The sequence below is a fragment of the Streptomyces sp. NPDC048389 genome (genome assembly GCF_040706335.1).
Lineage (GTDB): Bacteria > Actinomycetota > Actinomycetes > Streptomycetales > Streptomycetaceae > Streptomyces.
This window is the reverse complement of record NZ_JBEZKP010000004.1, coordinates 114,224-135,156: the sequence shown is the minus strand read 5'-3', so window position 1 is coordinate 135,156 and position 20,933 is coordinate 114,224. Positions and strand designations below refer to the sequence as shown.

Here is a 20,933-nt window from a genome sequence, read left to right as displayed (position 1 = left end):
GAAGTCAGGGAAGGTCGGCCAGCCGCTCCGCCCGGTAGGGGAGCCCCGGGAGTGTGGGGCGTCCGGCGGGCTGGAAGCACAGCAGCAGGGAACGCCGGTCCCGTGACGTCCGGTTGGGGCCGGAGCGGTGCACGATGAGCCCGGGGAACATCAGGGCGGAGCCGGCCGGTGCCTCGACGGTGACCGCGCCGCTCGCATCGGTGCGCGCGACGTCCACCAGCAGGCCGGTGGGCTCGGAGCGGTCCCGCGGCGCGGGACCGGCCAGGTGGCTGCCCGGCACGATCTCCAGGGCGCCGTTGTCGGCCGTGACGTCGTCGAGGAAGATCATCACGGTGGCGACGTCCCGGGCGTCGGGCCCGGCGCAGCAGTACCAGTACGGGTAGTCCTGGTGCCAGCGGAATTCCGAACCGACTCCCGCACGCTTGAAGTTGAGCTTGGAGGTGAACGGCCCGAGCCGCTCGCTGTTTACGATCCGCCGCATGGGGCCGGTGACCCGCTCGTCCGTCCACAGGGCGTCCAGTGCCGGGTGCAGGTGCGTGACCGGCGCGAGGCTGCGGACCGCGGGCGGACGGGCGTCCGGCTCCCAGTGGACGGTGGTGCCGTCCACCTGCTCCAGCCGGTGTCCGTCCGGCCACACGGTGACGTCGGCCACCCGTTCAGGTGTCTTCTTCGTCACGCGCGCGAGCACGGCTTCCGCCGCCTCGCCCAGAGCCGCCGTCTCGGCGACGTCGAGGAGGCGGGGCAGGAGAACGAAACCGCGTGAGAGCTGCTCGTCGAGGGACATCGATGGGACACCTTCCGGTGAAAGACGGTACGAAGGGGGCGATCGGTCGGCCCCGGCAGGCGCCGCTAGGCCCTCTCGGGCACCAGCACAGGAGCGTCACGCAGCAGCGCGCTGTCGGTGGGCGGCCAGTCCATGGCGGACCACGGGTGCCGTAGCTCGTCCTGCGCCGTGACCTCGTGGGGCCGCATCGATCCGAGGCCCACGGCGTCGGCGTGGTTGGCGTAGGCGCTGTCGACGTAACGGTGCCCGGTGTCGGCGGCGAGGAAGACGTACGTCCTGTCGGAGTCGCGCTCCCGCTCCCACAGGGTGGCGAGGTATGCGGCGCCGGCCGACAGGCCGGCGAAGATGCCGCTGGCGCGGAGGAGTTCGACGGCGCCGGACATGGCGTAGTCGAAGTTGACCCAGTGGATGCGGTCGTACAGGTCGTGCCGGACGTTCTGGAAGGGGATGGAGCTGCCGATACCGGCGATGATCATGTCCGGGTCGGTGACGTGCTCGGCGCCGAAGGTGACGCTGCCGAACGGCTGCACCCCGACGAGCGTCACGTCCCGGCCCGCCTCGCGCAGGTAGGTGGCGATGGCACCGGTGGACGCCCCGGTGCCCACGCCCCCGACGAGCGACAGCGGGCCCTCCGGGACCTCCTTGCGGATGAGGTCGGCGACGTCCCGGTAACCCAGGTAATGGGTGGCGTCGTGGTACTGCCGCATCCAGTGGTAGTGCGGGTTCTCGCGCAGCAGTTCCCCGATCCGCTCCACGCGGAGGTTCTGGTCCAGGCGCAGGTTCTTGGACGGCCGGACCTGTTCCAGGGTGGCGCCGAGGATCTCCAGCTGGACCCGCAGGGTCCGGTCCACGGTCGTCGAGCCGACGATGTGGCAGTTGAGGCCATAGCGGTGGCAGGCGAGGGCGAGCGCGTGGGCGTAGATGCCGCTGGAGCTGTCGACGAGGGTGTCGCCGGGCTTGACCTGTCCGGTCTCCAGCAGGTGACGTACGGCGCCGAGGGCCGAGTACAGCTTCATCGTCTCGAAGCGCAGACAGATCGCGCCCGGCGGGACGGTCACGACGTCCGGTTCCTTGACGGCCTCGGCTATGTGATCGTGCATGTCTTGTCCTCCCGGTCAGGCGGCGTCGTGGCGGATGAGCTTGAACAGGTACGCCTGGCAGTCGTCGCCCTCCCATGTCTGGCGGTGCAGGATCTCGGGCCGGAACCCGGCCTCCATCCCGTAGCCGACGATCCGCTTGAGTTCGGCGGTGTTGGACACGATCAGATAGATCTCGCCCTCGGGCGCGAGCAGGTCGCGGGTGACGATCTGGTCGAAGAAGCGCGTGACGATCTCGGCGCCCACACAGACGTTGCGGACCACGGTCGGATCGTCGCTGGTCCGTGTGGAGACCGCGGGCGGGTTGAAGCTGATGACGTCCAGCCGGGCGGAGTCGGGGAACTCCTCGAAGAGGTTGGACACCAGGGGCCGGAAAACGGTGTCCGGCCGGTCCCCGACAATGCGCCGGTAATGCTCGGCGGCCGTCTCCACGCTGTCCGGGTGGACGTCGGCCGCGTAGATCTCCCGAGCCCCGAGCGTGCCGGCGATGACGGCCTCGACCCCGAGGCCGGCGCCCATGGCCGCGTAAGACCTGCCCTTGACGGGGATCGTGCCGTCCAGCAGCCGGTCGTGCACGATGCGGCTGGTGTCGCCCGGCTTGAAGACACCCGGCGGCAGGATGAATTCCCAGCCGTTGTACTCGTACGTCCGGGTGGTGTGGATGTCGGTCTTGGAGCTGTTGATCGCGAGGATCTCGTCCCGGGGCAGCGTGTCGGGCAGCGAGTCCAGCAGGGCACGGGCGTCGTCCTGGGACGCTGCGGCGCCGGCTGCGGTCCGGTCGGTCATGGGTCCTCCGTGGTCGGGGCGTGTGGTGGAAGCTCGTGAAGTCAGGAACCGGGTGCGGCCGGCGCGGCCAGGTCAGTGGCCGCCGGCGCCGTACCGAGATCCATGGCGCGTACGAGGTGCCGGGTGAGCGTGGCCCGCTCCAGCGCCGGGTGGGGTGCTCCGGTTTCGATGCTGTGGTGCGCGACGACGGTGAGGAGTTCGAGGTCGTGACTCACTCAAAGGAGCGCGGTGCCGTGCTCCTCGCGGAGCCGGGCGAGTCCGGCGAGGACCGCTGCGGTGGCGGCCGGGTCGAGGGCCGTGGTGATCTCGTCGCAGTCCAGGACGTCGGGGGTGGCGATGGCGGCCCGCGCCGGCGCCACCCGTGGCAACTCGCCGCTTGACGGGCCACTGGAGCGCCGTTCGAGGGTCTTCTCGTCCGGCCCCTGCAGGCCCAGCGGCGGATGTGCCTCGGCCGGCGCTTCGGCGGGCGCGCTGCCGCGGAGTCGTACGGCGGTACGGGTTACCTGCTCGACCACCGGATGCCGTTCGTCGCAGCGGCGCGGGCTTTTGCCCGGACGTACCGCACGCGTCGCTTCTGCTCGGTGGTGCACCGCCGCAGCACGGCAAGCACCACACCGTCCAGCAGCACCCGGCCGCGCCGGCGTTCGTGGAGCCCGGCGACGCACCGGGACAGGGGTGTCTTGACGGGCCCGGACAGCCCGGCCACACCGACGCACGCCTTGGCGGACAGGGCCAGGTCCACCCAGAGGAGGACGGGGCGGCGGCCACGACTGTGCAGGTGCGCGAAGAAACCTTTCACCTGTCATGAGTCGGTCGAAGACACCATCGGTGAGCGGTCCGCGGAGCCGGCCGCCGCGCCGGGGCTTCCTCATGCCGCCCGCCGCCGGGCCGCCACTGCCAGAGCCCGCACCCCCAGAGCCGGCACCGCACCCGGTGAGCGCCAGGGCGCGGACGGTGTCAGTGAGGGCGAGGAATTCTCGGCGGCTGCGAAAGACCGACATGCTGCTCCCAGGAGATCACATGGAGTGGTCCCCGCACCGCGACCGCTGGACGGGGCGGAGGGTGCGGGGCTCGAGCAGCATCCATCAGATGAAAATGATTGTCAACATCGTCTGATGCCCACTCAGGGGGCGAGTGGACCCTGTGGCGACGTCCGCAGGCCAGTCGCACTCCGTGCGCGTGGCGTGAGTCCGGGGACCCGGGCAGGTGCGTGGCGCTCTCATCGAGGGCGGCGCTCACCTGGAGGGCATCGGCCGCGTCACCGCCGTCGTCTTCGACAGGACGGCACGCTCACCTTCGGCAAGCCCCTCGTGGCGAGCGTGGTGAGCCTCGGGGCGCAGGCGGTCGCCGCCCACACCAGTCGCCGGTGCTCCACGCCGAGGTGATGCCCGCGCCGTGGGCCGAGAGGGCGAGGCTGGTGCCGTAGTTGGGCCAGGGCGCCTCGGTGCCGGTCCTGTCGGCGGCGCCGACGGTCGGAGCGTGAGGCTTCGGCGTTCTGGCGCGGCGCCCATCGCCGGAGAGATAGTATTGATAATCATTTTCATGTACGTTGTTCTCGCTGTCACCCTCGGACGGGAGTTTGCATGGAACCGCGCGACGTGGCCGCCGGATTGGCAGAAGGGACGGAGAGCTCCGACCAACTGTTCAGCGCGTTGTGGGCGCCGATCGGCGCGGCGACCGTCAAGGCTGCGCGCCTGCGCCCCGGGGTGCGTGTCCTCGACGCATGCTGCGGCTCGGGGGCGTCCGCGATCCCGGCCGCTGAGCAGGTCAGCCCGCACGGCGTGATCGACGCGGTCGACCTCGTGGAGTCCTCGCTCGAGCGGGGCCGCGCCAAGGCCGCGATCCGCGGTCTCTCCAACGTGCGCTTCGTCCACGGCGACGTCCTCGAGTGGCCCGCACCTCCCGGTGGTTACGACGCCGTGGTGTGTTCGCTCGGGATCTCCTCGTTCCCCGACGTGGCGGCAGGAACAGAGCGACTGCTGAGGTTGGTCCGGCCTGGCGGCCGGCTGGCCGTGGCCGTCTGGGCCCAGGGCGCGTTCGAGTCGCTGGCTGAGTTGATGCATCGGGCCGTCGTGCCGGAACGGCCGCGCCTTCCCGACGTCCCACGGCTGTCCAATCCGCTCCAACCCATCAGCACACCCCGGTCGTTCCGGGACTGGCTCGCTGCCCGCTCGCTGTCATTCATCGATGTGCAGTACGTCCCGCTCGCTGTGCCCGGCGACCCCGACCTGTTGTGGCCCCTGGTGTCCGGCACCAGGTTCAGGGACCTGTTCGACGGTTTGCCCGTCGCCGCGGTGGAACGCGTCCGTCGGCGGTTCGCGGTGGGCCTGCTCGCCGAGGGCCGCGACACGATCAACTTCTCCGCGCTTGTGGGCACGGGGACTCTCCGTCGCGTCGCCCCGCCTCGCTCGCCCCGAAGCGCCCGCAGCTTGCCGGCCGTCGGCCGGCCCATCGAGCCCGTGCCGCGGGTCGGTTGACCTACAGGAGACTCATGTCCCGTCGTCTGTTCACCTCGGAGTCCGTGACCGAGGGTCACCCCGACAAGATCGCTGACCAGATCAGCGACACGATTCTCGATGCGCTGCTGCGGGAGGACCCCACCTCCCGTGTCGCCGTGGAGACGTTGATCACCACCGGCCTGGTGCACGTGGCCGGCGAGGTGACGACCAAGGCGTACGCCGACATCCCCACGCTGGTGCGCAACAAGATCCTGGAGATCGGTTACGACTCCTCGAAGAAGGGCTTCGACGGCGCGTCCTGCGGCGTCTCCGTCTCGATCGGCGCCCAGTCGCCGGACATCGCGCAGGGCGTCGACACGGCGTACGAGAAGCGCGTCGAGGGTGCCACCGCGGGTGACGAGGGCGACGAGCTCGACAAGCAGGGCGCCGGCGACCAGGGCCTGATGTTCGGCTACGCGTCGGACGGGACGCCCGAGCTGATGCCGCTTCCGATCCACCTCGCGCACCGGCTGTCCGAGCGCCTGACCGAGGTGCGCAAGAACGGCACGATCCCCTACCTGCGTCCCGACGGCAAGACCCAGGTCACCATCGAGTACGACGGTGACAAGGCCGTCCGCCTCGACACGGTCGTCGTCTCCTCGCAGCACGCCTCGGACATCGACCTGGAGTCGCTGCTCGCGCCCGACATCCGCGAGTTCGTCGTCGAGCACGTGCTCAAGCAGCTCCTGGACGACGGCATCAAGCTGGATACCGAGGGCTACCGGCTGCTGGTCAACCCGACCGGCCGGTTCGAGATCGGCGGCCCGATGGGTGACGCGGGTCTGACCGGCCGCAAGATCATCATCGACACGTACGGCGGCATGGCCCGCCACGGCGGCGGCGCGTTCTCCGGCAAGGACCCGTCCAAGGTCGACCGCTCGGCCGCCTACGCCATGCGCTGGGTCGCCAAGAACGTCGTCGCGGCCGGGCTCGCCTCGCGCTGCGAGGTCCAGGTCGCGTACGCCATCGGCAAGGCCGAGCCGGTCGGCCTGTTCGTCGAGACCTTCGGCACCGCCAAGGTCGAGGTGGAGCGGATCGAGACCGCGATCGGCGAGGTCTTCGACCTCCGCCCGGCCGCGATCATCCGCGACCTCGACCTGCTGCGGCCGATCTACGGCCGGACGGCGGCCTACGGCCACTTCGGCCGCGAGCTCCCCGACTTCACCTGGGAGCGCACCGACCGCGTCGACGCGCTGCGCAAGGCGGCGGGCATATGAGCAGGAATATGAAAGGGGACAGCGAGACAGTGATATCGCCACGCCCCCACTCCCTTTCGTGGGACGACGGGCGCATCCTCGCGGTCGATCAGCGGGCATTGCCGCGTGAATACCGCGTGCTGCGGCTTGAGACGGTGGATCAACTGATCGACGCCATCACGTCGCTGGCCATTCGCGGAGCGCCCGCCATCGGTCTGGTCGGCGCCCTGGGGGTGGCGCTCTCCGCCTACCGGCACAGCTCGTACGGTAGGACCGATTTGGCGTCTGTGAAGGCCGATGCCGCGCGGCTGTCGGCTGCTCGGCCCACCGCCGTCAACCTGGCCTGGGCCGTCCGCCGGGCCGTGACGCGGCTCGCCGACGGGCCCGAGGCCGTCCTCGCCGAGGCCATGGCCATGCTGGAGGAGGACGCCACGGTCAACCGGGCCGCCGTCGTACGGGCCGCCGACCTGGTGCAGTCGTTGGTCCCGGACCGGCCTGCGCGCGTCCTCACTCACTGCAACACCGGCCGCCTGGCTACTGCCGCTGTCGGCACCGCACTTGGCGCGATCATCGAGTTGCACGAGCGCGGTCGGGTGGCCGAGGTGCTCGTGGACGAGACGCGGCCGCTTCTCCAGGGGGCTCGGCTCACCGCGTGGGAGTTGAGTGAGGCGGGTGTGCCGTACCGGCTGTGCGTGGATTCCGCCGCCGCCGCTGCCATGGCCCGGGGGATGGTGGACTGTGTGCTGGCGGGGGCCGATCGCATCGCGGCGAACGGGGACGTGGCGAACAAAATCGGCACGTATGGTCTCGCGGTCGCCGCCGCGCGGCACGGCATCCCCTTCGTGATCGTCGCTCCGGAGTCCTCCTGGGACCGCGAGCTGACCGACGGCTCGGGGATCGTGGTGGAGGAGCGCGACTCGAGTGAAGTGACGGGATTCGCGGGAGTCGCGGTCGCCCCCGCCGGTGCCGCGGTGTTCAACCCCGCCTTCGATGTCACCCCGGCCGAACTGGTCACCGCGATCGTCTCCGAGGTCCAGGTGTTCAGGCCCCACGGTTCCCCCGGCACGAGTTACCCGCGTGAGGTGCCGGCATGACTCACACGGTCATCGACGACGCCGAACGAGTACGCGTCGGAAGTGAACTCGCGGCGTTCTCACGAACCCTGTACGAGCGCGGCTGGATGCCGGGCACCGCCGGCAACGTCTCGGTGCGCCTGCCCGGCAGGGCGGTCCTGATCACCGCCAGCGGCCGGGACAAGGGGGAACTGACCGCGGAGGACATGGTCGTCGTGCTGGCTGACACGGGAGAGGAGGCAGCCCCAGGGCGGCTGCGGGCGTCGGCCGAGACGACGATCCACTCCGCGATCTACCGGACCACGGACGCGGGTGCGGTCATCCACGTCCACTCCCCTTACGCCACGGCCGTCGCGTGTCGCACCGGCCACCGTACGCGCCTGACCTCGCTCCGCATCGAGCGGTTCGAACTGCTCAAGGGCCTGGGCCTGGCCGACCCGACACGTACCGAGGTGCCCGTCTTTCCCAACTGGCCCGAGGTTCCGCGGATCGCCGCGGACGTGGCCGACCACCTGGCTGCCACACAGCACGCACCTCCTGCCCTTCTCATCACCGACCACGGCATCACCACATGGGGACGCGACCTCGCCCAGGCCCGCAACCGGCTGGAATGCCTGGAATCGATCTGCCGGCTGCTGCTACTCGCCGGTCCCGGGCTGCCCGCGGAAGGAAAGGAAGGCTGAACTCATGACCCTGCTTCAGGTCATGCCGGAGGACGACCCCGGGAGGGTGCTGCTGCGCACCCGGGACCACGACCGCATCGCGGAGACCCTGCAAGCCTGCTCGGTGGCGTTCGGCCGCTGGCCGCTGCGCGGCACCATCACACCGGACACCAGCCCGGAGGAGGTGCTGTCCCGCTACCGCGCCGAGATCGACGAACTGTGCGCGCGGGAAGGGCTGAGCCTGGTGGACGTCGCTCAGCTCCACCCGGAAGAGAGCCCCGAGTGGGAGGAACGGGCAGCCAACGCGCGCTCCACCTTCCTCGAAGAGCACCGGCACGCCGAGGACGAGGTGCGCTTCTTCGCCCACGGTACGGGTTGCTTCTACCTCCACCTCGACGGCCGGGTCCACGCGGTGGTGTGCGAGGCGGGCGACCTGCTCTCCGTACCAGCGGGCACCCGCCACTGGTTCGACATGGGCCCGCGTCCCGAGTTCGCCGCGATCCGCTTCTTCGAGAAGGAGGACGGCTGGGTGGGCGACTTCACCGGCGACCCCATCGCCCAGCGATTCCCCCGCCTCGACGTGCTCCTGACGCCGGAGGCGGCGACGTGATCGTGTCGACGGTGCGGGCGGTGGTCCTCGACATCGAGGGGACCACAGGCTCCGCCTCCCACGTGCACGAGGTGCTCTTCCCGTACGCGCGGGAGCGCTTCGCCTGCTGGTTCGCGGCCCACCGGGGCGAGCCTCCATGGACAGAGCTGATGGAAGAGATACGGACCCGCACCGGTGATCCTCGCCTCGACGAGGGCGGGGCCGTCGCGGCGCTGACCACCTGGTCCGACCAGGACGTCAAGGCACCGCCGCTGAAGAGGATCCAGGGGCTCATCTGGGCCGAGGGGTACGCCCGCTCCACGCTGACCGGCCACGTCTACGACGACGTGCCCGCGGCCCTGACCCGATGGCGGCAGGCGGGTATCGACCGTTACATCTACTCCTCGGGGTCGGCGACAGCTCAGCGTGACTGGTTCGCGCACAGCGACCACGGCGACCTGAGCGTGCTCCTGAACGGCTACTTCGACCTGTCCAGCGCGGGCGGCAAACGGGACCCGGAGTCCTACCGGGCCATCACACGTGCCCTCGGCGTCCCCGCACACGAAACGGTCTTCTTCAGCGACGTGGGAGAGGAACTGGACGCGGCCACCGCCGTGGGGTGGAGGGCTGTGGCCGTGCGGCGCCCCGGAGACCCGCGCGGTCCGGAGGTGGCCGGACACCCGACGGTCCCCGCCCTGGACGACATTCGGCTGCACCGAAGAACAAGACGGGAAAAGGAAACACCCACATGAGCGTCAGCGGCAACACCCCGGTGGCCGACATCGGCGTTATCGGAGGCAGTGGCTTCTACGAACTGCTGGACGACGCGGAAGAGGTCCGGATCGGCACGCCCTACGGTCCACCGTCCGATGCCCTGATGCTGGGCACGGTCGAGGGGCGGCGAGTGGCGTTCCTGCCCCGGCACGGCCGTGGCCACCGCATTCCGCCACACAAGATCAACTACCGGGCGAACCTCTGGGCGATGCGGTCCGTAGGAGTGCGCCAGATCCTGGCCCCCTGCGCGGTCGGCTCACTCCGGCGCGAGCTGGGCCCGGGCGCCATCGTGGTCCCCGACCAGATGGTGGACCGGACCAGCGGCCGGATCCAGACCTTCTACGACGAAGGTGCCGTCCACGTCTCGTTCGCCGACCCCTACTGCGAGCACGGCCGCGAAGCGCTCCTCAAAGCAGCTGCCGCAGCCGGGATCGAGGCGGTCGACGGCGGCACGATGGTCGTGGTCGAAGGCCCCCGGTTCTCGACCCGCGCCGAGTCACAGTGGTTCGCGGCGGCCGGCTGGTCACTGGTGAACATGACCGGGCACCCCGAGGCGGTCCTGGCCCGGGAACTCGCCCTCGGCTACGCCGCGGTGGCCCTCGTGACCGATCTGGACGCGGGCATCGACGCGGCGGAGAGCGTTGCCCAGGAAGAGGTCTTCAAGGTCTTCGCCGAGAACACCCAGCGCCTCCGCCGCGTCGTGCTCGATGCCATCGGAATGCTCCCCGAGAGCAACGATTCCCCCTCCGCCCGCGCGCTCGACGGCATGACCTTGCCCATCGACCTGCCCTGAGCCGGTTCACACCCACGGGCGAACGCCACCTGCCTGATCAGTACGTTCCGTTCAACCTGGAAGGCCGAGTTCCATGTCACCGCCAGCGATCACTGCGCCATCGGCGAGCAGAGGCGCCGATACGTCAGCCGGCGCGGCACCCCCCGAACCCGCGTCGGGGGTGAAGGGCCGGCTCGCCTCCCGTAAGGGTCTGGTGCTTGCCTGCGCCGCTCTGTTCGTCGTTCTCCTCACCTCGATCGTGGTGGCCATCGGTCTGGGGGCCGCCGTGATCACGCCGGGGGAGACCGCCCGGTATCTGTGGGCGGCTGTGAGCGGCGGCCGTATCGCCGCGGACGAGGCGACCACCTACCAGATCATCTGGCAGATCCGTACCCCACGGGTGCTGCTCGCGGCGCTCGTGGGAGCTGGGCTGAGCGCGATCGGCGTGGCCATCCAGGCCATGGTGCGCAATGCGCTCGCCGACCCCTTCGTGCTGGGCGTCTCCTCGGGCGCGTCCGTCGGAGCCGTCGGTGTCACGGTCACCGGAGGACTGGCGGCGCTGGGCATCTACGCGGTGTCGGCCGGTGCCTTCATCGGAGCCCTGGTCGCGTCGCTCCTGGTGTATACCGCCTCCTCCAGCCGAGGCACGCTCTCCCCGCTGCGCCTCGTCCTGACGGGCGTGGCCATGTCGCTGGGCTTCCAAGCGGTGATGAGCCTGATCATCTACTTCGCGCCGGACAGCGAGGCGACCAGCATGGTCCTGTACTGGACCATGGGCAGCTTCGGCGCCGCGAGCTGGGGTGTGCTCCCGGTCGTGTCCGTGGTCATCGTTCTCGGCCTGGTCGTGTTGTACCGGTACGGCCGGGCGCTCGACGTGCTGGCACTCGGGGACGAGACCGCCGCGAGTCTGGGCATCAGCCCCGACCGGCACCGCAAGGCCCTGCTCGTCCTGGCCTCGCTCGTGACGGGAGTGATGGTCGCCGTCAGTGGCGCCATCGCCTTCGTCGGACTGGTCATGCCCCACGTGGTGCGCATGGTCGTCGGCGCCACCCACGCACGCGTGCTGGCCGTGGCGCCACTGGCCGGAGCGATCTTCATGGTCTGGGTCGATCTGGTGTCCCGGACGCTGGTGGCACCGCGTGAGCTGCCCCTGGGCGTCATCACCGCTCTCGTCGGGGTGCCGGTGTTCGTCACCCTGATGCGCCGCAAGGGCTACATGTTCGGAGGCCGCTGAGATGGAACTCAGACTTGACGGGCTGTCTGTGGTGACCGACGGCAGGAGCCTGGTACGTGACCTGTCCCTGGACGTGGAAAGTGGCCAGGTCGTGGGCCTGGTCGGCCCGAACGGAAGCGGCAAGTCCACTGCCCTCAGGTGCGTGTACCGTGCGCTCCGCCCCAGCTCCGGCACCGTCTGGGTGGGCGAGGAGGAGCTCTCCCGCCTGGCAGTGCGCCGCTCTGCGCGGGTCATCGCGGCCATGACCCAGGACGGCGCCGTCGATCTCGACTTCACGGTCGAAGAGGTCATCGCACTCGGACGCGCACCGCACCTTCAGGGCAACCAGGCGCTCAGCCGTCGGGAATGGGAGCTGTGCGAACGCGCGATGGACCGGCTCGACATCCGCCACCTCGCCCGGCGCGGAGTCCTGACGCTCTCGGGCGGGGAGCGCCAGCGTGTCCTGCTGGCCCGTGCGCTCGTCCAGGAGCCGAAGATCCTGGTTCTGGACGAGCCGACCAACCACCTCGACGTACGGCACCAGGTCGAACTGCTCTCGCTCCTGCGCGGCTCGGGACTCACCGTCCTGGTCGTGCTGCACGACCTCAACCTCGCCGCGGCTGCCTGCGACCGCCTCGGGGTTCTCTGTGAAGGCCGCCTTGTCACCACCGGCACGCCCGAGGACGTACTCACCACGGACCTCGTCCACGAGGTGTTCGGGGTCAAGGCCAGCGTCGTGTCCCACCCGCTGACGGGTGACCCGCAGTTGTTGTATTCGCTCAACCCCTCCCTGTGAAAGGCACCACAAGGTATGACCATGACTCGATCTCCCCGCACGGTGCGGCAGCACACCATCCTCGGCTCCGCGCTCGCGGCCACACTGCTGCTCAGCGGCTGCGGCGCCGAAGTGGAAACGGACGCCAAGGCACCCAAGAAGGCCACCGTCAAGAGGTGCGGTGAGCCGGTCGAATACACGATCCCCAAGCGCGCCGTGGCGTACGAAGGCGGAAGCGCCGACAAGCTGTTCAGCCTCGGGCTGGTCGACCACGTGCACGGCTACGTGATGCCGCCGGCGAACCCGCCGGTGGAGGAGTCCCCGTGGGCGAGCGACTACGCCAAGGTGAAGATGCTCAGTGACGATCTCCTCAACAAGGAGCTCGTGGTCGAGGCCAAGTCCGATTTCGTCCTGGCCGGCTGGAATTCGGGCTTCAAGGATGAGCGGGGCATCACCCCGGAGATCCTGGACAAGCTCGGGATCCAGAGCTTCATGCACAGCGAGAGCTGCTTCAACTACCCCAAGTACCCGGAGAAGCTCACCCCGTTCGAAGCCCTTTACACCGACCTTGATCGGCTGGGCAAGATCTTCCAGGTCGAGGACAAGGCGGATGAGGTCGTCGATGGGCTGAAGAAGCGGGTGGAGGCCGTCAAGGCGAAGGCACCCAAGGGTGATCCGGTCCCGGTCTTCCTCTACGACTCGGGCACCGACCAACCCTTCACCGCGGGCAACCAGGTCCCGCCCAACGACATCATCAAGACCGCCGGCGGCAAGAACGTCTTCGACGGCCTCGACCAGCGATGGACGCAGGTGAACTGGGAGGCCGTCGCCAAAGCGGAGCCGGAGGTCATCATGATCCTCGACTACGGAGACCTGCCCGCCCAGAAGAAGATCGACTTCCTGAGGAAGTCCCCCCACACGAAGGGGTTGCCTGCCGTCAAGAAGAACAACTTCTTCATCCTCGACTACAACGAGGGCATCAGCGGGCCCCGCAACATCGACGGCCTGGAGAAGTTCGCCAAGTACCTGGACGAGCTCAAGAGCTGACCGGGTCGCAGCGCGCCGGGGCCGTGTCCGATCCGCACGGCCCCGGCGCTCCGAGCCGCAAGCGCTGAGCCCGGGCGGCTGTCGCGTCGGGGAAAGCGCCGCGGCGCGCCACGCGCGCGGCCACCACCGTGACCGGCAGGACCAGCAGCGCGGGCTCGGCGAGGAGGTCCGGCGTCGCGACACCCATCCAGGTGGCGGGCGGCAGGCCGAGCTTGAGGGACAGCCCGGCGACGATCGGCAGGGCCAGCATGAAGTCCGGTACGACGTTCGGTGCGAGGGGTCACCGAGGTGACCGTCCGGTACAGGCGGCCGCCCTCCCACAGCCCGGATGAGACGCCGAGCAGGACGGCCGCCGGCAGCACGACGCCGAGTACCAGGGTGGTGCCGACGGTGCCGGCGAGGATGCCGACCACCGGCCGGCCGCTGACCAGGGAGGTGCCGAGGTCGGTGGTGAGCTGCCCGGCCGCCCAGTCGGATCGTCGCCGACACGATCGGCGACGGCCAGAACGGCAACGACTGCAACGGCCACGGCACCCACGTCGCCGGAACCACCGCCGGAACCACCTACGGCGTCGCCAAGGCCGCCTCGATCGTCGGCGTCCGCGTCCTCGACTGCAACGGATCGGGAACCATCTCCGGCGTCGTCGCCGGAGTCGACTGGGTGACCGCCAACGCCGTCAAGCCCGCCGTCGCCAACATGAGCCTGGGTGGCGGCGCCAACTCCACCCTCGACGCGGCCGTACAGAACTCCATCGCCTCAGGCATCACCTACGCGATCGCCGCCGGCAACGGCAACCAGGGCGGCAAGGCCCAGGACGCCTGCAAATACTCGCCGGCCCGCGTCCCCGAGGCCCTCACGATCGGCGCGACCGACAAGACCGACACGAAGTCCTCCTGGTCCAACTACGGAACCTGCCTGGACCTCTTCGCACCCGGCGTCGGCATCACCTCCGCCTGGAGCACCGGCGACACCGCCACCAGCACCATCAGCGGCACCTCCATGGCCACCCCGCACGTCGCCGGGGCGGCCGCCCTGTACCTGGCCGCCAACCCGTCGGCCACCCCGGCCCAGGTCAGTGACGCCGTGACCGCCAACGCCACCAGCGGCGTCGTCAAGAGCGCCGGCAGCGGCTCCCCGAACAAGCTGCTGTACTCGCTCTTCTGACCGACACGACAACGAGCCGCCCGGGCGCCGCCCGGGCGGCTTCTTCGGTTTGACGCGTCCGGTGGACACCTCTCACGTGCATCACGGGCACGACGGCCATCACCACGACGGTCACGGGCACACCGGCCCCGGCATGGGCAACGGCCACGGCTGCCGGCGCCGTGGGCCTCGCAGCCGTCGGCGTGGCGGGCGGCCTGGTCGCCGCGGAGGTCGTGGACGAGGTCGGCGACTTCCCGGAGGACGACGAGGGCTGAACCTGACAACGGGACCCGCGGCTGCCGCCCCCGTCAGCCAGCGTGTCGTTGCCTCCGGTGGCGCGCGTACCCGCGCCGCGCCGCGCCACTGATGCCTCCGGTGGAAGGACCACGCCGACGGCGCGACAATTCAAGTGATAACCGTTTCGGCTTCGTCCCCGGTGGGAGGACCGTTATGCGCGCGTTCGCAGGCCGCGGCCTGGTGGTCGTCACCGCTGCCGTGCTCGTACCGCTCTTTGGCTGTGGCGCTTCGGTGACGCCCGCCTCTGCCCCATCCCCCGCGATCGTCCCCGTTGTCGCCTCGACCAATGTGTACGGGGACGTCGTACGGCAGATCGGCGGCGACCGCGTACGGGTGGTATCGGTCATCACCGACCCCGCGCAGGACCCCCACTCGTACGAGGCCGACACTCGCACCCGGCTGGAGCTGTCCCGGGCCGAGGTCGTCGTCGAGAACGGCGGCGGCTACGACGGCTTCGTCGGCGACCTGTTGCGCAGCGCGAACAACTCCTCGGCCGAGGTCGTCAACGCCGTCGAGGTCTCGGGCATGTACCGCCCCGGGGAAGAAGAGTTCAACGAGCACGTCTGGTACGACATGCCCACGATGAGCCGGCTGGCCGACCGGATCGCAGCCGCCCTGGCCACCGCCTCCCCGGACGGCTCCGACGCCTTCCGGAAGAACGCTGCCGACTTCAAGGAGAAGTTGCGGGCCGTCGAGGACGCGGAGGCGCGCATCCGGGAGGACCACGCGGGCGCCGCCGTGGCCGTCACGGAGCCCGTACCGCTGTACATGATCGAAGCGTGCGGACTGCGGAACGTGACACCGCCGGACTTCAGCGAGGCCGTCGAGGAAGGCGACGAGGTCTCCCCCAGGGTCCTGCGCGAGACGCTCGACCTGCTCGCCGACAGGAAGGCCGAAACGCTCGTGTACAACGAGCAGACGTCCAGCCCCCAGACCGAGCGGGTCCAGCAGGCCGCCCGCGACAACGGCATCCCGGTCGTCCCCGTCACCGAGACCCTGCCGCCAGGAAAGGACTACATCGCCTGGATGACCGACAACGTCGACGCACTCGGGCGCGCACTGGAGAAGTAACCCCAGGAGAGGCAGCCCTCACTCCGCGAATCGGACACGTCATGGACGGTACGGAGGCCATCGAGCCGCTCTCCCGCCGCGCCGCCGGCCGGAGCCCCGGACACACCGACCCGGTGATCAGCCTGCGCGACGCGACCCTCGCATACGGCAACCGTGAGCTGTGGCGGGGACTGGACCTCGACGTGCGGCCCGGAGAATTCCTGGCGGTGCTGGGCCCGAACGGCTCCGGCAAGACCAGCCTGCTGCGGGTGATCCTGGGGCGGCGGCCCCTCACAGCGGGCTCCCTCACCGTTCTCGGCCGCGCCCCCGGCCACGCGCACACCGGCCGGCACATCGGCTACGTCCCGCAGCACAGGTCGCTGCCCGCGCACACCATGGTGCGGGCCCGTGACCTGGTACGGCTCGGCATGGACGGGCACCGGTGGGGCCCGTGGCCCGCCCGCCGCGCGGACCGCCACCGCGCTGACGAGCTCCTGGCGGCGGTCGGGGTGACACCGTTCGCGGACGTACCGCTCGGCAGGCTCTCGGGCGGCGAACAGCAGCGCGTACGGGTCGCCCAGGCCCTCGCCGCGGACCCGCGCGTCCTGCTGTGCGACGAGCCGCTGCTCTCCCTCGATTTGCACTACCAGCGCACGGTCACCGCTTTGGTGGACCGGCGGCGCCACGCGGCCGGCACCGCCGTCGTGTTCGTGACGCACGAGATCAACCCCGTACTCGGCATGGTGGACCGGGTCCTGTACCTGGCCCCGGGCGGGTTCCGGATCGGTCCGCCGGGGGAGGTGATGACCACCTCCGTCCTCTCGGAGCTGTACGGGACGCAGGTCGACGTCGTCCACGTCGGAGGCCGTGTGGTGGTCGTCGGCGCACCCGACGCGGCCGCCCCGCACAACAACCACGGGAACGGGCCGAACGGCACCGGGCCCAACGCCGACAGGCCGTCATGACCGTGCGCGGAGCGCTCCCCGGGACGGCGGCCACCGCTCAGGGCGACGACCCCGGCCTCTGGCAGCAGATCTTCGACTTCGGCGACTACGGCGAACTGCTCGGTCTGGTCCAGGGTTCCCTCCTCGCGGGCGTCCTGCTCGGCCTGGTCGGCGGTCTCGCCGGAGTGTTCGTGATCATGCGTGATCTGCCGTTCGCCGTGCACGGCATCAGCGAGCTGTCCTTCGCGGGCGCCGCCGCGGCCCTGCTGCTGGGGCTGAACGTCGTGGCCGGGTCCATCGCCGGCGCGCTGCTGGCGGCCGCCGCGATCGGCCTCCTGGGCGTCCGGGCTCGCGACCGCAACTCCGTCATCGGCATCATCCTGCCGTTCGGGCTCGGCCTGGGCATCCTCTTCCTGTCGCTTTACAAAGGCCGGGCGGCGAACAAGTTCGGGCTGCTCACGGGGCAGATCATCGCCGTCGACACGCCGCAGCTGGCCTGGCTCGCCGGCACGTCGGCCGTGGTGCTGCTCACCCTGGCGCTGGTGTGGCGTCCGCTGACCTTCGCCAGCGTCGACCCGGAGGTGGCCGACGCCCGCGGTGTACCCGTACGGGCGTTGTCCCTGGCTTTCATGGTGGTGCTCGGGCTGGCAGTGGCGCTGTGCGTGCAGATCGTCGGGGCGCTGCTGGTGCTGTCGCTGCTCGTCACACCCGCGGCGGCCGCCGCGCGCATCACGGCGTCGGCCGCGCTGCTGCCCGTCCTGAGCGTGCTCTTCGCTCTCGTTGCCATGCAGGGCGGCATGCTGCTCTCCCTCGGGAGCAGTATCCCCGTCTCCCCGTACGTCACCACGATCTCCTTCCTGATCTACCTCGCCTGCCGTCTGTACGGCCCGAACCGGGCGGGCCGACGACTCGCCCGGGCACGCGGGGCGGGTGCAGACTGAAGGCAGGGCTTCGGGAAGGAGCACCTCATGCATCCCCTCACTGTCGCCGGCGCCGCGGCCGGCCGTCTCGCCCACTACGCGGCATCCGGGGTCGTGGGCGGCCTGATCATCCGTGGGCTCTCCAAGCGTCTGCCGGACGGCACGCCGGCGGCCCGCAAGGCCGTCGTCGGGGGCATCGCGAGCGGAATCGTCGCGGGCCGCTGGCTCTCCTCGGCAGCCGAGGAAGCCAGGCTCAAGGCCGGTGACATGCTCGCGGAAGCCCGTACGTCCCTCGGTGAGGAGGCGCCCCCGCCGTCCGCCGTCAAGGTCGAGGGCCACGAGCACGATCACGGCCACGAGCACTGAGCACCCGCGAGGGAGCTTCTCATGTCGCATGTGATCGTCCGCTCGGTCGCCAACGGCCGGGCCAGGCTCACCGTCCCCTGGGTGCGGGAGCGCCCGGGCAGCGCGGGGCTGGTCGACGAACGGCTGGCCGGCATCGACGGCTTCCGTGCCCTGCGCATCTTTCCCCGCACCGGAAGCATCGTGATCTGGATGGCACCGGACCTCCTCGACGTCGAGGAGCTGGTCGCCGCGCTCGAAGAGGCCCCGCCCGCCTCGGCGCCCGCCAAACCGACCCGGTCCGTACCGGACTCGTCCACCGGCGAGGTGGCCCGGCTGGCCGTCGGCGGAGCGGTCCTCGCCCTCGTCGCGGTACGCCGACTGCTGGCCAGGCCCCGATTCGGTCTCGGATCGACGGGCGCGGGCGGAGTGATCACGGTGCTGTTCACGGGGCTGCCGTTCTTCCGCGGCGCCCTGCGCTCGCTGCGCGGCCGGAGTTCCCCCGGCACGGACACGCTGGTCACCGCCGCGACGTTGATCTCGCTGGTGCTGCGGGAGAACGTGGTGGCTCTCGTCGTGTTGTGGCTGCTGAACATCGGCGAGTTCCTGCAGACGCTGACGCTGCGCCGCACCCGGCGGGCCATCGAGGAACTGCTGACGATCGGCGAGGAACGCGTCTGGCTCGTACGAGAGGGCGGCGTCGAGGTCGAGGCGGCGCTGGATGAGGTGGAGCCGGGCGATGTCGTCGCCGTGTACGAGCACCACCGCATCCCGGTCGACGGACACGCCGTCGACGGGGAGGCCCTCGTCGACCAGGCGGCCATCACCGGCGAGGCGCTGCCCGTGTACGCCCGTACCGGCAGCCACGTGTACGCCGGGACGATTCTCACCTCCGGCTCGCTCACCGTCCGAGCCGACCAGGTCGGCCGGGACACCACGGTCGGCCGGATCATCACGCGCGTCGAGGAGGCACAGTCCGACCGTGCCCCCATCCAGACGGTGGCCGCCCGGTTCACCCGCCGGTTCGTGCCCGTGTCGTTCGCGGTGGCGGCGGTGACCTACGCCGTGACGCGGGACGCGCGGCGGGCCATGACCATGTTGCTGATCGCCTGCCCCTGCGCCGCCGGGCTCGCCACGCCGACCGCGATCAGCGCCGCCATCGGCAACGGGGCGCGCCGCGGCACTCTCATCAAGGGCGGCACCCACCTGGAGGGCGTCGGCCGGGTCACGGCCGTCGTGTTCGACAAGACCGGCACGCTCACCTTCGGCAAGCCGCTGGTGACCAGCGTGGTGACGCTCAGCGACCGGTTCACCGCCGACGACGTGCTGAGCCTGGCCGCCTCCGGGGAGCTGCACGCCCGGCACCCGCTGGCCCAGGCGATCGTCGCCCACACCGAGCAGCAGCACCTCCACGTGCCCATCCACCAGGCGTGCGCGGTCGTCCTCGGCATGGGCATGCGCGCCGAACTGGACGGCACCCGGCTGCTGGTGGGCAGCCCCGCTCTGCTGCGCGAGCATGGCGTCGAGCTCGACGACGAGGCGCTGGGCTGGACGCAGCGGCTGCGTTCCGGCGGTGAGACGGTCATCTGCATCGCCCAGGACGAGAACCTGATCGGCATCCTCGGCGTGTCGGACGCCGTACGCGCCGGGGCACGGACCGTCATCGGGCAACTCCGTGACCTGGGCGTATCCCGCCTGATCCTGCTCACCGGCGACGCCCCCGAGACCGCGCAGGTCGTCGCGGACACGCTCGGTATCACCGAAGTCCACGCCCACGCCCTGCCCGAAGGAAAGCTCCAGCTCATCCGTGACCTTCAGGCGGAGGGCCACACCGTCGCCATGGTCGGGGACGGCACCAACGACGCCCCGGCGCTCGCCCTCGCCGACGTCGGCATCAGCATGGGCGAGCACTCCTCGCACGTCGCCCTGGAGACCGCCGACATCGCCCTCGCGGGCAACGACCTGCGCCAGGTCGCCGCCGTCGTCGAACTCAGCCGACACACCCTGCGGGTCGTCCGCCAGAACTACGGTCTGGCCATCGGCGTCAACCTGCTCGGCCTCGTCGCCGGCGCCGGCGGCTCCATGAACCCCGTCCTCGCGGCCCTCCTCCACAACACCAGCAGCATCGCCGTCGTCGCCAACTCGGCCCGCCTGGTCAATCACACCCCGCACCTGCCCCGCACAACGGACGAACAGGTACAGGCGGCGCCCCTGGAGGACCGCCGCGTGCACTGACAACTGGCGGCTCCTCGACAGAACACAACGGCCCTTTCGTGCCATCTGGCGCTGAACCCGGCGACCGGCATGGACCTCTGCCACCGCGCCCGCCAGCGCGCGGCAACCACCCTTGCCGCCCGACCAACCACGGCGCGAATCGCTCAAACAGCGCATGCCGGGCCTTGGGTGCAACGACCCACCAGAGCGCTTACGTTTCCGTGTGGCGTCAGCCACATTCAGGCAGGTCAGAAGCGGTTCTCGGCGCGAAGACGACGTTGCTCTCCAAACCCGTGCCAGGGTCGGAATTTTGTCGTGAGTATGGCTGCCGAGCGCCTCGCGAAGTGGCTTTGACCTGCGGGAATTCGTCAACACAGAAGGCTGGTCAGATTGATCGGGGCGCTACGGGGCCGAGAAAGGGCAACGGTCAAGAGACCGTGTGCGTTTTGACGTGAACGCAAAAACTCCCGACCTGTATTTCTGCAGGTCAGGAGTCTTTCCCGGAGTGCCCCCGGCAGGATTCGAACCTGCGCACACGGCTCCGGAGGCCGTTGCTCTATCCCCTGAGCTACGGGGGCGTGCGCCGTGCTGTTGCTTGGCGACGGGTAGAACCCTACCAGCTCCCGAAGGGTCTCCGTGAACAGGTATTTCAGAGCCCCGGGCCGGTCCCGAGGGGCGATCGACCGTGGTGTCGACCGGCGATCGACCGGCGATCGGCCGATGGTCGATCCGTGGTCGACCAGTGCTCGCCGATGG

General features: G+C 70.2%; 22 protein-coding genes, 1 tRNA gene and 1 pseudogene. 16 read left to right on the top strand and 8 right to left on the bottom strand.

Going from position 1 to position 20,933, the window contains the following annotated elements:
• Positions 1-4: 4 nt before the first annotated feature.
• From AB0903_RS04910 to AB0903_RS04885, 6 genes are all read right to left on the bottom strand, one after another.
• Complete coding sequence (locus AB0903_RS04910; protein WP_366699059.1) at positions 5-784, bottom strand: phytanoyl-CoA dioxygenase family protein; 780 nt, start codon at positions 782-784, stop codon at positions 5-7.
• Between the two features lie 65 nt (positions 785-849).
• Positions 850-1,884, bottom strand: a complete 1,035-nt coding sequence (locus AB0903_RS04905) for a pyridoxal-phosphate dependent enzyme (protein ID WP_366699057.1) — start codon at positions 1,882-1,884, stop codon at positions 850-852.
• A gap of 15 nt (positions 1,885-1,899) precedes the next feature.
• Complete coding sequence (locus tag AB0903_RS04900) at positions 1,900-2,667, bottom strand: methyltransferase (RefSeq protein ID WP_366699055.1); 768 nt, start codon at positions 2,665-2,667, stop codon at positions 1,900-1,902.
• A 41-nt stretch (positions 2,668-2,708) separates the two neighbouring features.
• Positions 2,709-2,882 (bottom strand): hypothetical protein, encoded by a 174-nt coding sequence (locus AB0903_RS04895; protein WP_366699053.1) that lies wholly within the window; start codon positions 2,880-2,882, stop codon positions 2,709-2,711.
• Entirely contained in the window at positions 2,883-3,182 is a 300-nt protein-coding gene (locus AB0903_RS04890; protein WP_366699051.1) for a hypothetical protein, read from the bottom strand. It lies immediately after the preceding gene.
• Complete coding sequence (locus tag AB0903_RS04885; protein ID WP_366699049.1) at positions 3,167-3,466, bottom strand: hypothetical protein; 300 nt, start codon at positions 3,464-3,466, stop codon at positions 3,167-3,169. Before AB0903_RS04885 ends, AB0903_RS04890 begins: the two co-directional genes overlap by 16 nt.
• Positions 3,467-4,250: 784 nt before the next feature.
• On the opposite strand from AB0903_RS04885, the gene AB0903_RS04880 reads away from it, so the two are divergent.
• The 10 genes from AB0903_RS04880 to AB0903_RS04835 all read left to right on the top strand — a co-directional run bounded on the left by AB0903_RS04880 (position 4,251) and on the right by AB0903_RS04835 (position 13,266).
• Positions 4,251-5,144, top strand: coding sequence for a class I SAM-dependent methyltransferase (locus AB0903_RS04880; RefSeq protein WP_366699047.1), 894 nt, complete (start codon positions 4,251-4,253; stop codon positions 5,142-5,144).
• 14 nt (positions 5,145-5,158) lie between these two features.
• On the top strand, positions 5,159-6,382 hold the full coding sequence (gene metK / locus AB0903_RS04875; protein ID WP_366699045.1) for a methionine adenosyltransferase: 1,224 nt from the start codon (positions 5,159-5,161) through the stop codon (positions 6,380-6,382).
• Entirely contained in the window at positions 6,379-7,455 is a 1,077-nt protein-coding gene (mtnA, locus tag AB0903_RS04870; RefSeq protein WP_366699043.1) for an S-methyl-5-thioribose-1-phosphate isomerase, read from the top strand. The genes metK and mtnA overlap by 4 nt, the downstream gene beginning before the upstream one ends.
• Positions 7,452-8,117: a methylthioribulose 1-phosphate dehydratase gene (gene mtnB, locus AB0903_RS04865; protein WP_366699041.1), complete on the top strand. Its 666-nt coding sequence runs from the start codon at positions 7,452-7,454 to the stop codon at positions 8,115-8,117. The genes mtnA and mtnB overlap by 4 nt, the downstream gene beginning before the upstream one ends.
• A gap of 4 nt (positions 8,118-8,121) precedes the next feature.
• Positions 8,122-8,706, top strand: a complete 585-nt coding sequence (locus AB0903_RS04860) for a cupin (protein ID WP_366699039.1) — start codon at positions 8,122-8,124, stop codon at positions 8,704-8,706.
• The gene (gene mtnC / locus AB0903_RS04855) at positions 8,703-9,437 is read left to right on the top strand and encodes an acireductone synthase (protein WP_366699037.1); all 735 of its coding nucleotides are present in this window, start codon (positions 8,703-8,705) and stop codon (positions 9,435-9,437) included. The genes AB0903_RS04860 and mtnC overlap by 4 nt, the downstream gene beginning before the upstream one ends.
• A complete protein-coding gene (locus tag AB0903_RS04850) occupies positions 9,434-10,252 on the top strand; it encodes an S-methyl-5'-thioadenosine phosphorylase (protein WP_366699035.1) in 819 nt (272 codons plus the stop codon). Before mtnC ends, AB0903_RS04850 begins: the two co-directional genes overlap by 4 nt.
• A 193-nt stretch (positions 10,253-10,445) precedes the next feature.
• Complete coding sequence (locus AB0903_RS04845) at positions 10,446-11,465, top strand: iron ABC transporter permease (protein ID WP_366699034.1); 1,020 nt, start codon at positions 10,446-10,448, stop codon at positions 11,463-11,465.
• 1 nt (position 11,466) lies between these two features.
• On the top strand, positions 11,467-12,240 hold the full coding sequence (locus AB0903_RS04840) for an ABC transporter ATP-binding protein (RefSeq protein WP_366699032.1): 774 nt from the start codon (positions 11,467-11,469) through the stop codon (positions 12,238-12,240).
• 15 nt (positions 12,241-12,255) lie between these two features.
• Positions 12,256-13,266, top strand: a complete 1,011-nt coding sequence (locus tag AB0903_RS04835) for an ABC transporter substrate-binding protein (protein ID WP_366699030.1) — start codon at positions 12,256-12,258, stop codon at positions 13,264-13,266.
• On the opposite strand, the gene AB0903_RS04830 is transcribed toward AB0903_RS04835, so the two are convergent.
• Positions 13,256-13,516 carry a hypothetical protein gene (locus AB0903_RS04830; RefSeq protein ID WP_366699028.1) on the bottom strand — a complete coding sequence of 87 codons (261 nt, stop codon included), beginning with the start codon at positions 13,514-13,516 and terminating at the stop codon, positions 13,256-13,258. The two genes, AB0903_RS04835 and AB0903_RS04830, sit on opposite strands and share 11 nt — an antisense overlap.
• Positions 13,517-13,750: 234 nt before the next feature.
• Between AB0903_RS04830 and AB0903_RS04825 the strand changes: the two are divergent.
• From AB0903_RS04825 to AB0903_RS04800, 6 genes and pseudogenes are all read left to right on the top strand, one after another.
• Positions 13,751-14,431: pseudogene (locus AB0903_RS04825) on the top strand (S8 family peptidase); the annotation flags it as partial.
• A 429-nt stretch (positions 14,432-14,860) separates the two neighbouring features.
• Complete coding sequence (locus tag AB0903_RS04820) at positions 14,861-15,778, top strand: zinc ABC transporter substrate-binding protein (protein ID WP_366699026.1); 918 nt, start codon at positions 14,861-14,863, stop codon at positions 15,776-15,778.
• Between the two features lie 41 nt (positions 15,779-15,819).
• Positions 15,820-16,722, top strand: a complete 903-nt coding sequence (locus AB0903_RS04815) for an ATP-binding cassette domain-containing protein (RefSeq protein ID WP_366699024.1) — start codon at positions 15,820-15,822, stop codon at positions 16,720-16,722.
• Complete coding sequence (locus AB0903_RS04810; RefSeq protein WP_366699022.1) at positions 16,719-17,642, top strand: metal ABC transporter permease; 924 nt, start codon at positions 16,719-16,721, stop codon at positions 17,640-17,642. The genes AB0903_RS04815 and AB0903_RS04810 overlap by 4 nt, the downstream gene beginning before the upstream one ends.
• Before the next feature lie 27 nt (positions 17,643-17,669).
• Entirely contained in the window at positions 17,670-17,987 is a 318-nt protein-coding gene (locus AB0903_RS04805; RefSeq protein WP_366699020.1) for a DUF1490 family protein, read from the top strand.
• Between the two features lie 21 nt (positions 17,988-18,008).
• Positions 18,009-20,198, top strand: coding sequence for a cation-translocating P-type ATPase (locus tag AB0903_RS04800; protein ID WP_366699018.1), 2,190 nt, complete (start codon positions 18,009-18,011; stop codon positions 20,196-20,198).
• A gap of 485 nt (positions 20,199-20,683) precedes the next feature.
• On the opposite strand, the gene AB0903_RS04795 is transcribed toward AB0903_RS04800, so the two are convergent.
• A tRNA-Arg gene (locus AB0903_RS04795) sits at positions 20,684-20,755 on the bottom strand.
• Between the last annotated feature and the right edge of the window lie 178 nt (positions 20,756-20,933).

Bases quoted from the DNA above. Each gene is read 5' to 3' on its own strand.
- AB0903_RS04910 (WP_366699059.1), bottom strand. From the start codon at position 784: ATGTCCCTCGACGAGCAGCTCTCACGCGGTTTCGTTCTCCTGCCCCGC.
- AB0903_RS04905 (WP_366699057.1), bottom strand. From the start codon at position 1,884: ATGCACGATCACATAGCCGAGGCCGTCAAGGAACCGGACGTCGTGACC.
- AB0903_RS04900 (WP_366699055.1), bottom strand. From the start codon at position 2,667: ATGACCGACCGGACCGCAGCCGGCGCCGCAGCGTCCCAGGACGACGCC.
- AB0903_RS04880 (WP_366699047.1), top strand. From the start codon at position 4,251: ATGGAACCGCGCGACGTGGCCGCCGGATTGGCAGAAGGGACGGAGAGC.
- metK (WP_366699045.1), top strand. From the start codon at position 5,159: ATGTCCCGTCGTCTGTTCACCTCGGAGTCCGTGACCGAGGGTCACCCC.
- mtnA (WP_366699043.1), top strand. From the start codon at position 6,379: ATGAGCAGGAATATGAAAGGGGACAGCGAGACAGTGATATCGCCACGC.
- mtnB (WP_366699041.1), top strand. From the start codon at position 7,452: ATGACTCACACGGTCATCGACGACGCCGAACGAGTACGCGTCGGAAGT.
- AB0903_RS04860 (WP_366699039.1), top strand. From the start codon at position 8,122: ATGACCCTGCTTCAGGTCATGCCGGAGGACGACCCCGGGAGGGTGCTG.
- AB0903_RS04850 (WP_366699035.1), top strand. From the start codon at position 9,434: ATGAGCGTCAGCGGCAACACCCCGGTGGCCGACATCGGCGTTATCGGA.
- AB0903_RS04840 (WP_366699032.1), top strand. From the start codon at position 11,467: ATGGAACTCAGACTTGACGGGCTGTCTGTGGTGACCGACGGCAGGAGC.
- AB0903_RS04835 (WP_366699030.1), top strand. From the start codon at position 12,256: ATGACCATGACTCGATCTCCCCGCACGGTGCGGCAGCACACCATCCTC.
- AB0903_RS04830 (WP_366699028.1), bottom strand. From the start codon at position 13,516: ATGCTGGCCCTGCCGATCGTCGCCGGGCTGTCCCTCAAGCTCGGCCTG.
- AB0903_RS04820 (WP_366699026.1), top strand. From the start codon at position 14,861: ATGCGCGCGTTCGCAGGCCGCGGCCTGGTGGTCGTCACCGCTGCCGTG.
- AB0903_RS04815 (WP_366699024.1), top strand. From the start codon at position 15,820: ATGGACGGTACGGAGGCCATCGAGCCGCTCTCCCGCCGCGCCGCCGGC.
- AB0903_RS04810 (WP_366699022.1), top strand. From the start codon at position 16,719: ATGACCGTGCGCGGAGCGCTCCCCGGGACGGCGGCCACCGCTCAGGGC.
- AB0903_RS04805 (WP_366699020.1), top strand. From the start codon at position 17,670: ATGCATCCCCTCACTGTCGCCGGCGCCGCGGCCGGCCGTCTCGCCCAC.
- AB0903_RS04800 (WP_366699018.1), top strand. From the start codon at position 18,009: ATGTCGCATGTGATCGTCCGCTCGGTCGCCAACGGCCGGGCCAGGCTC.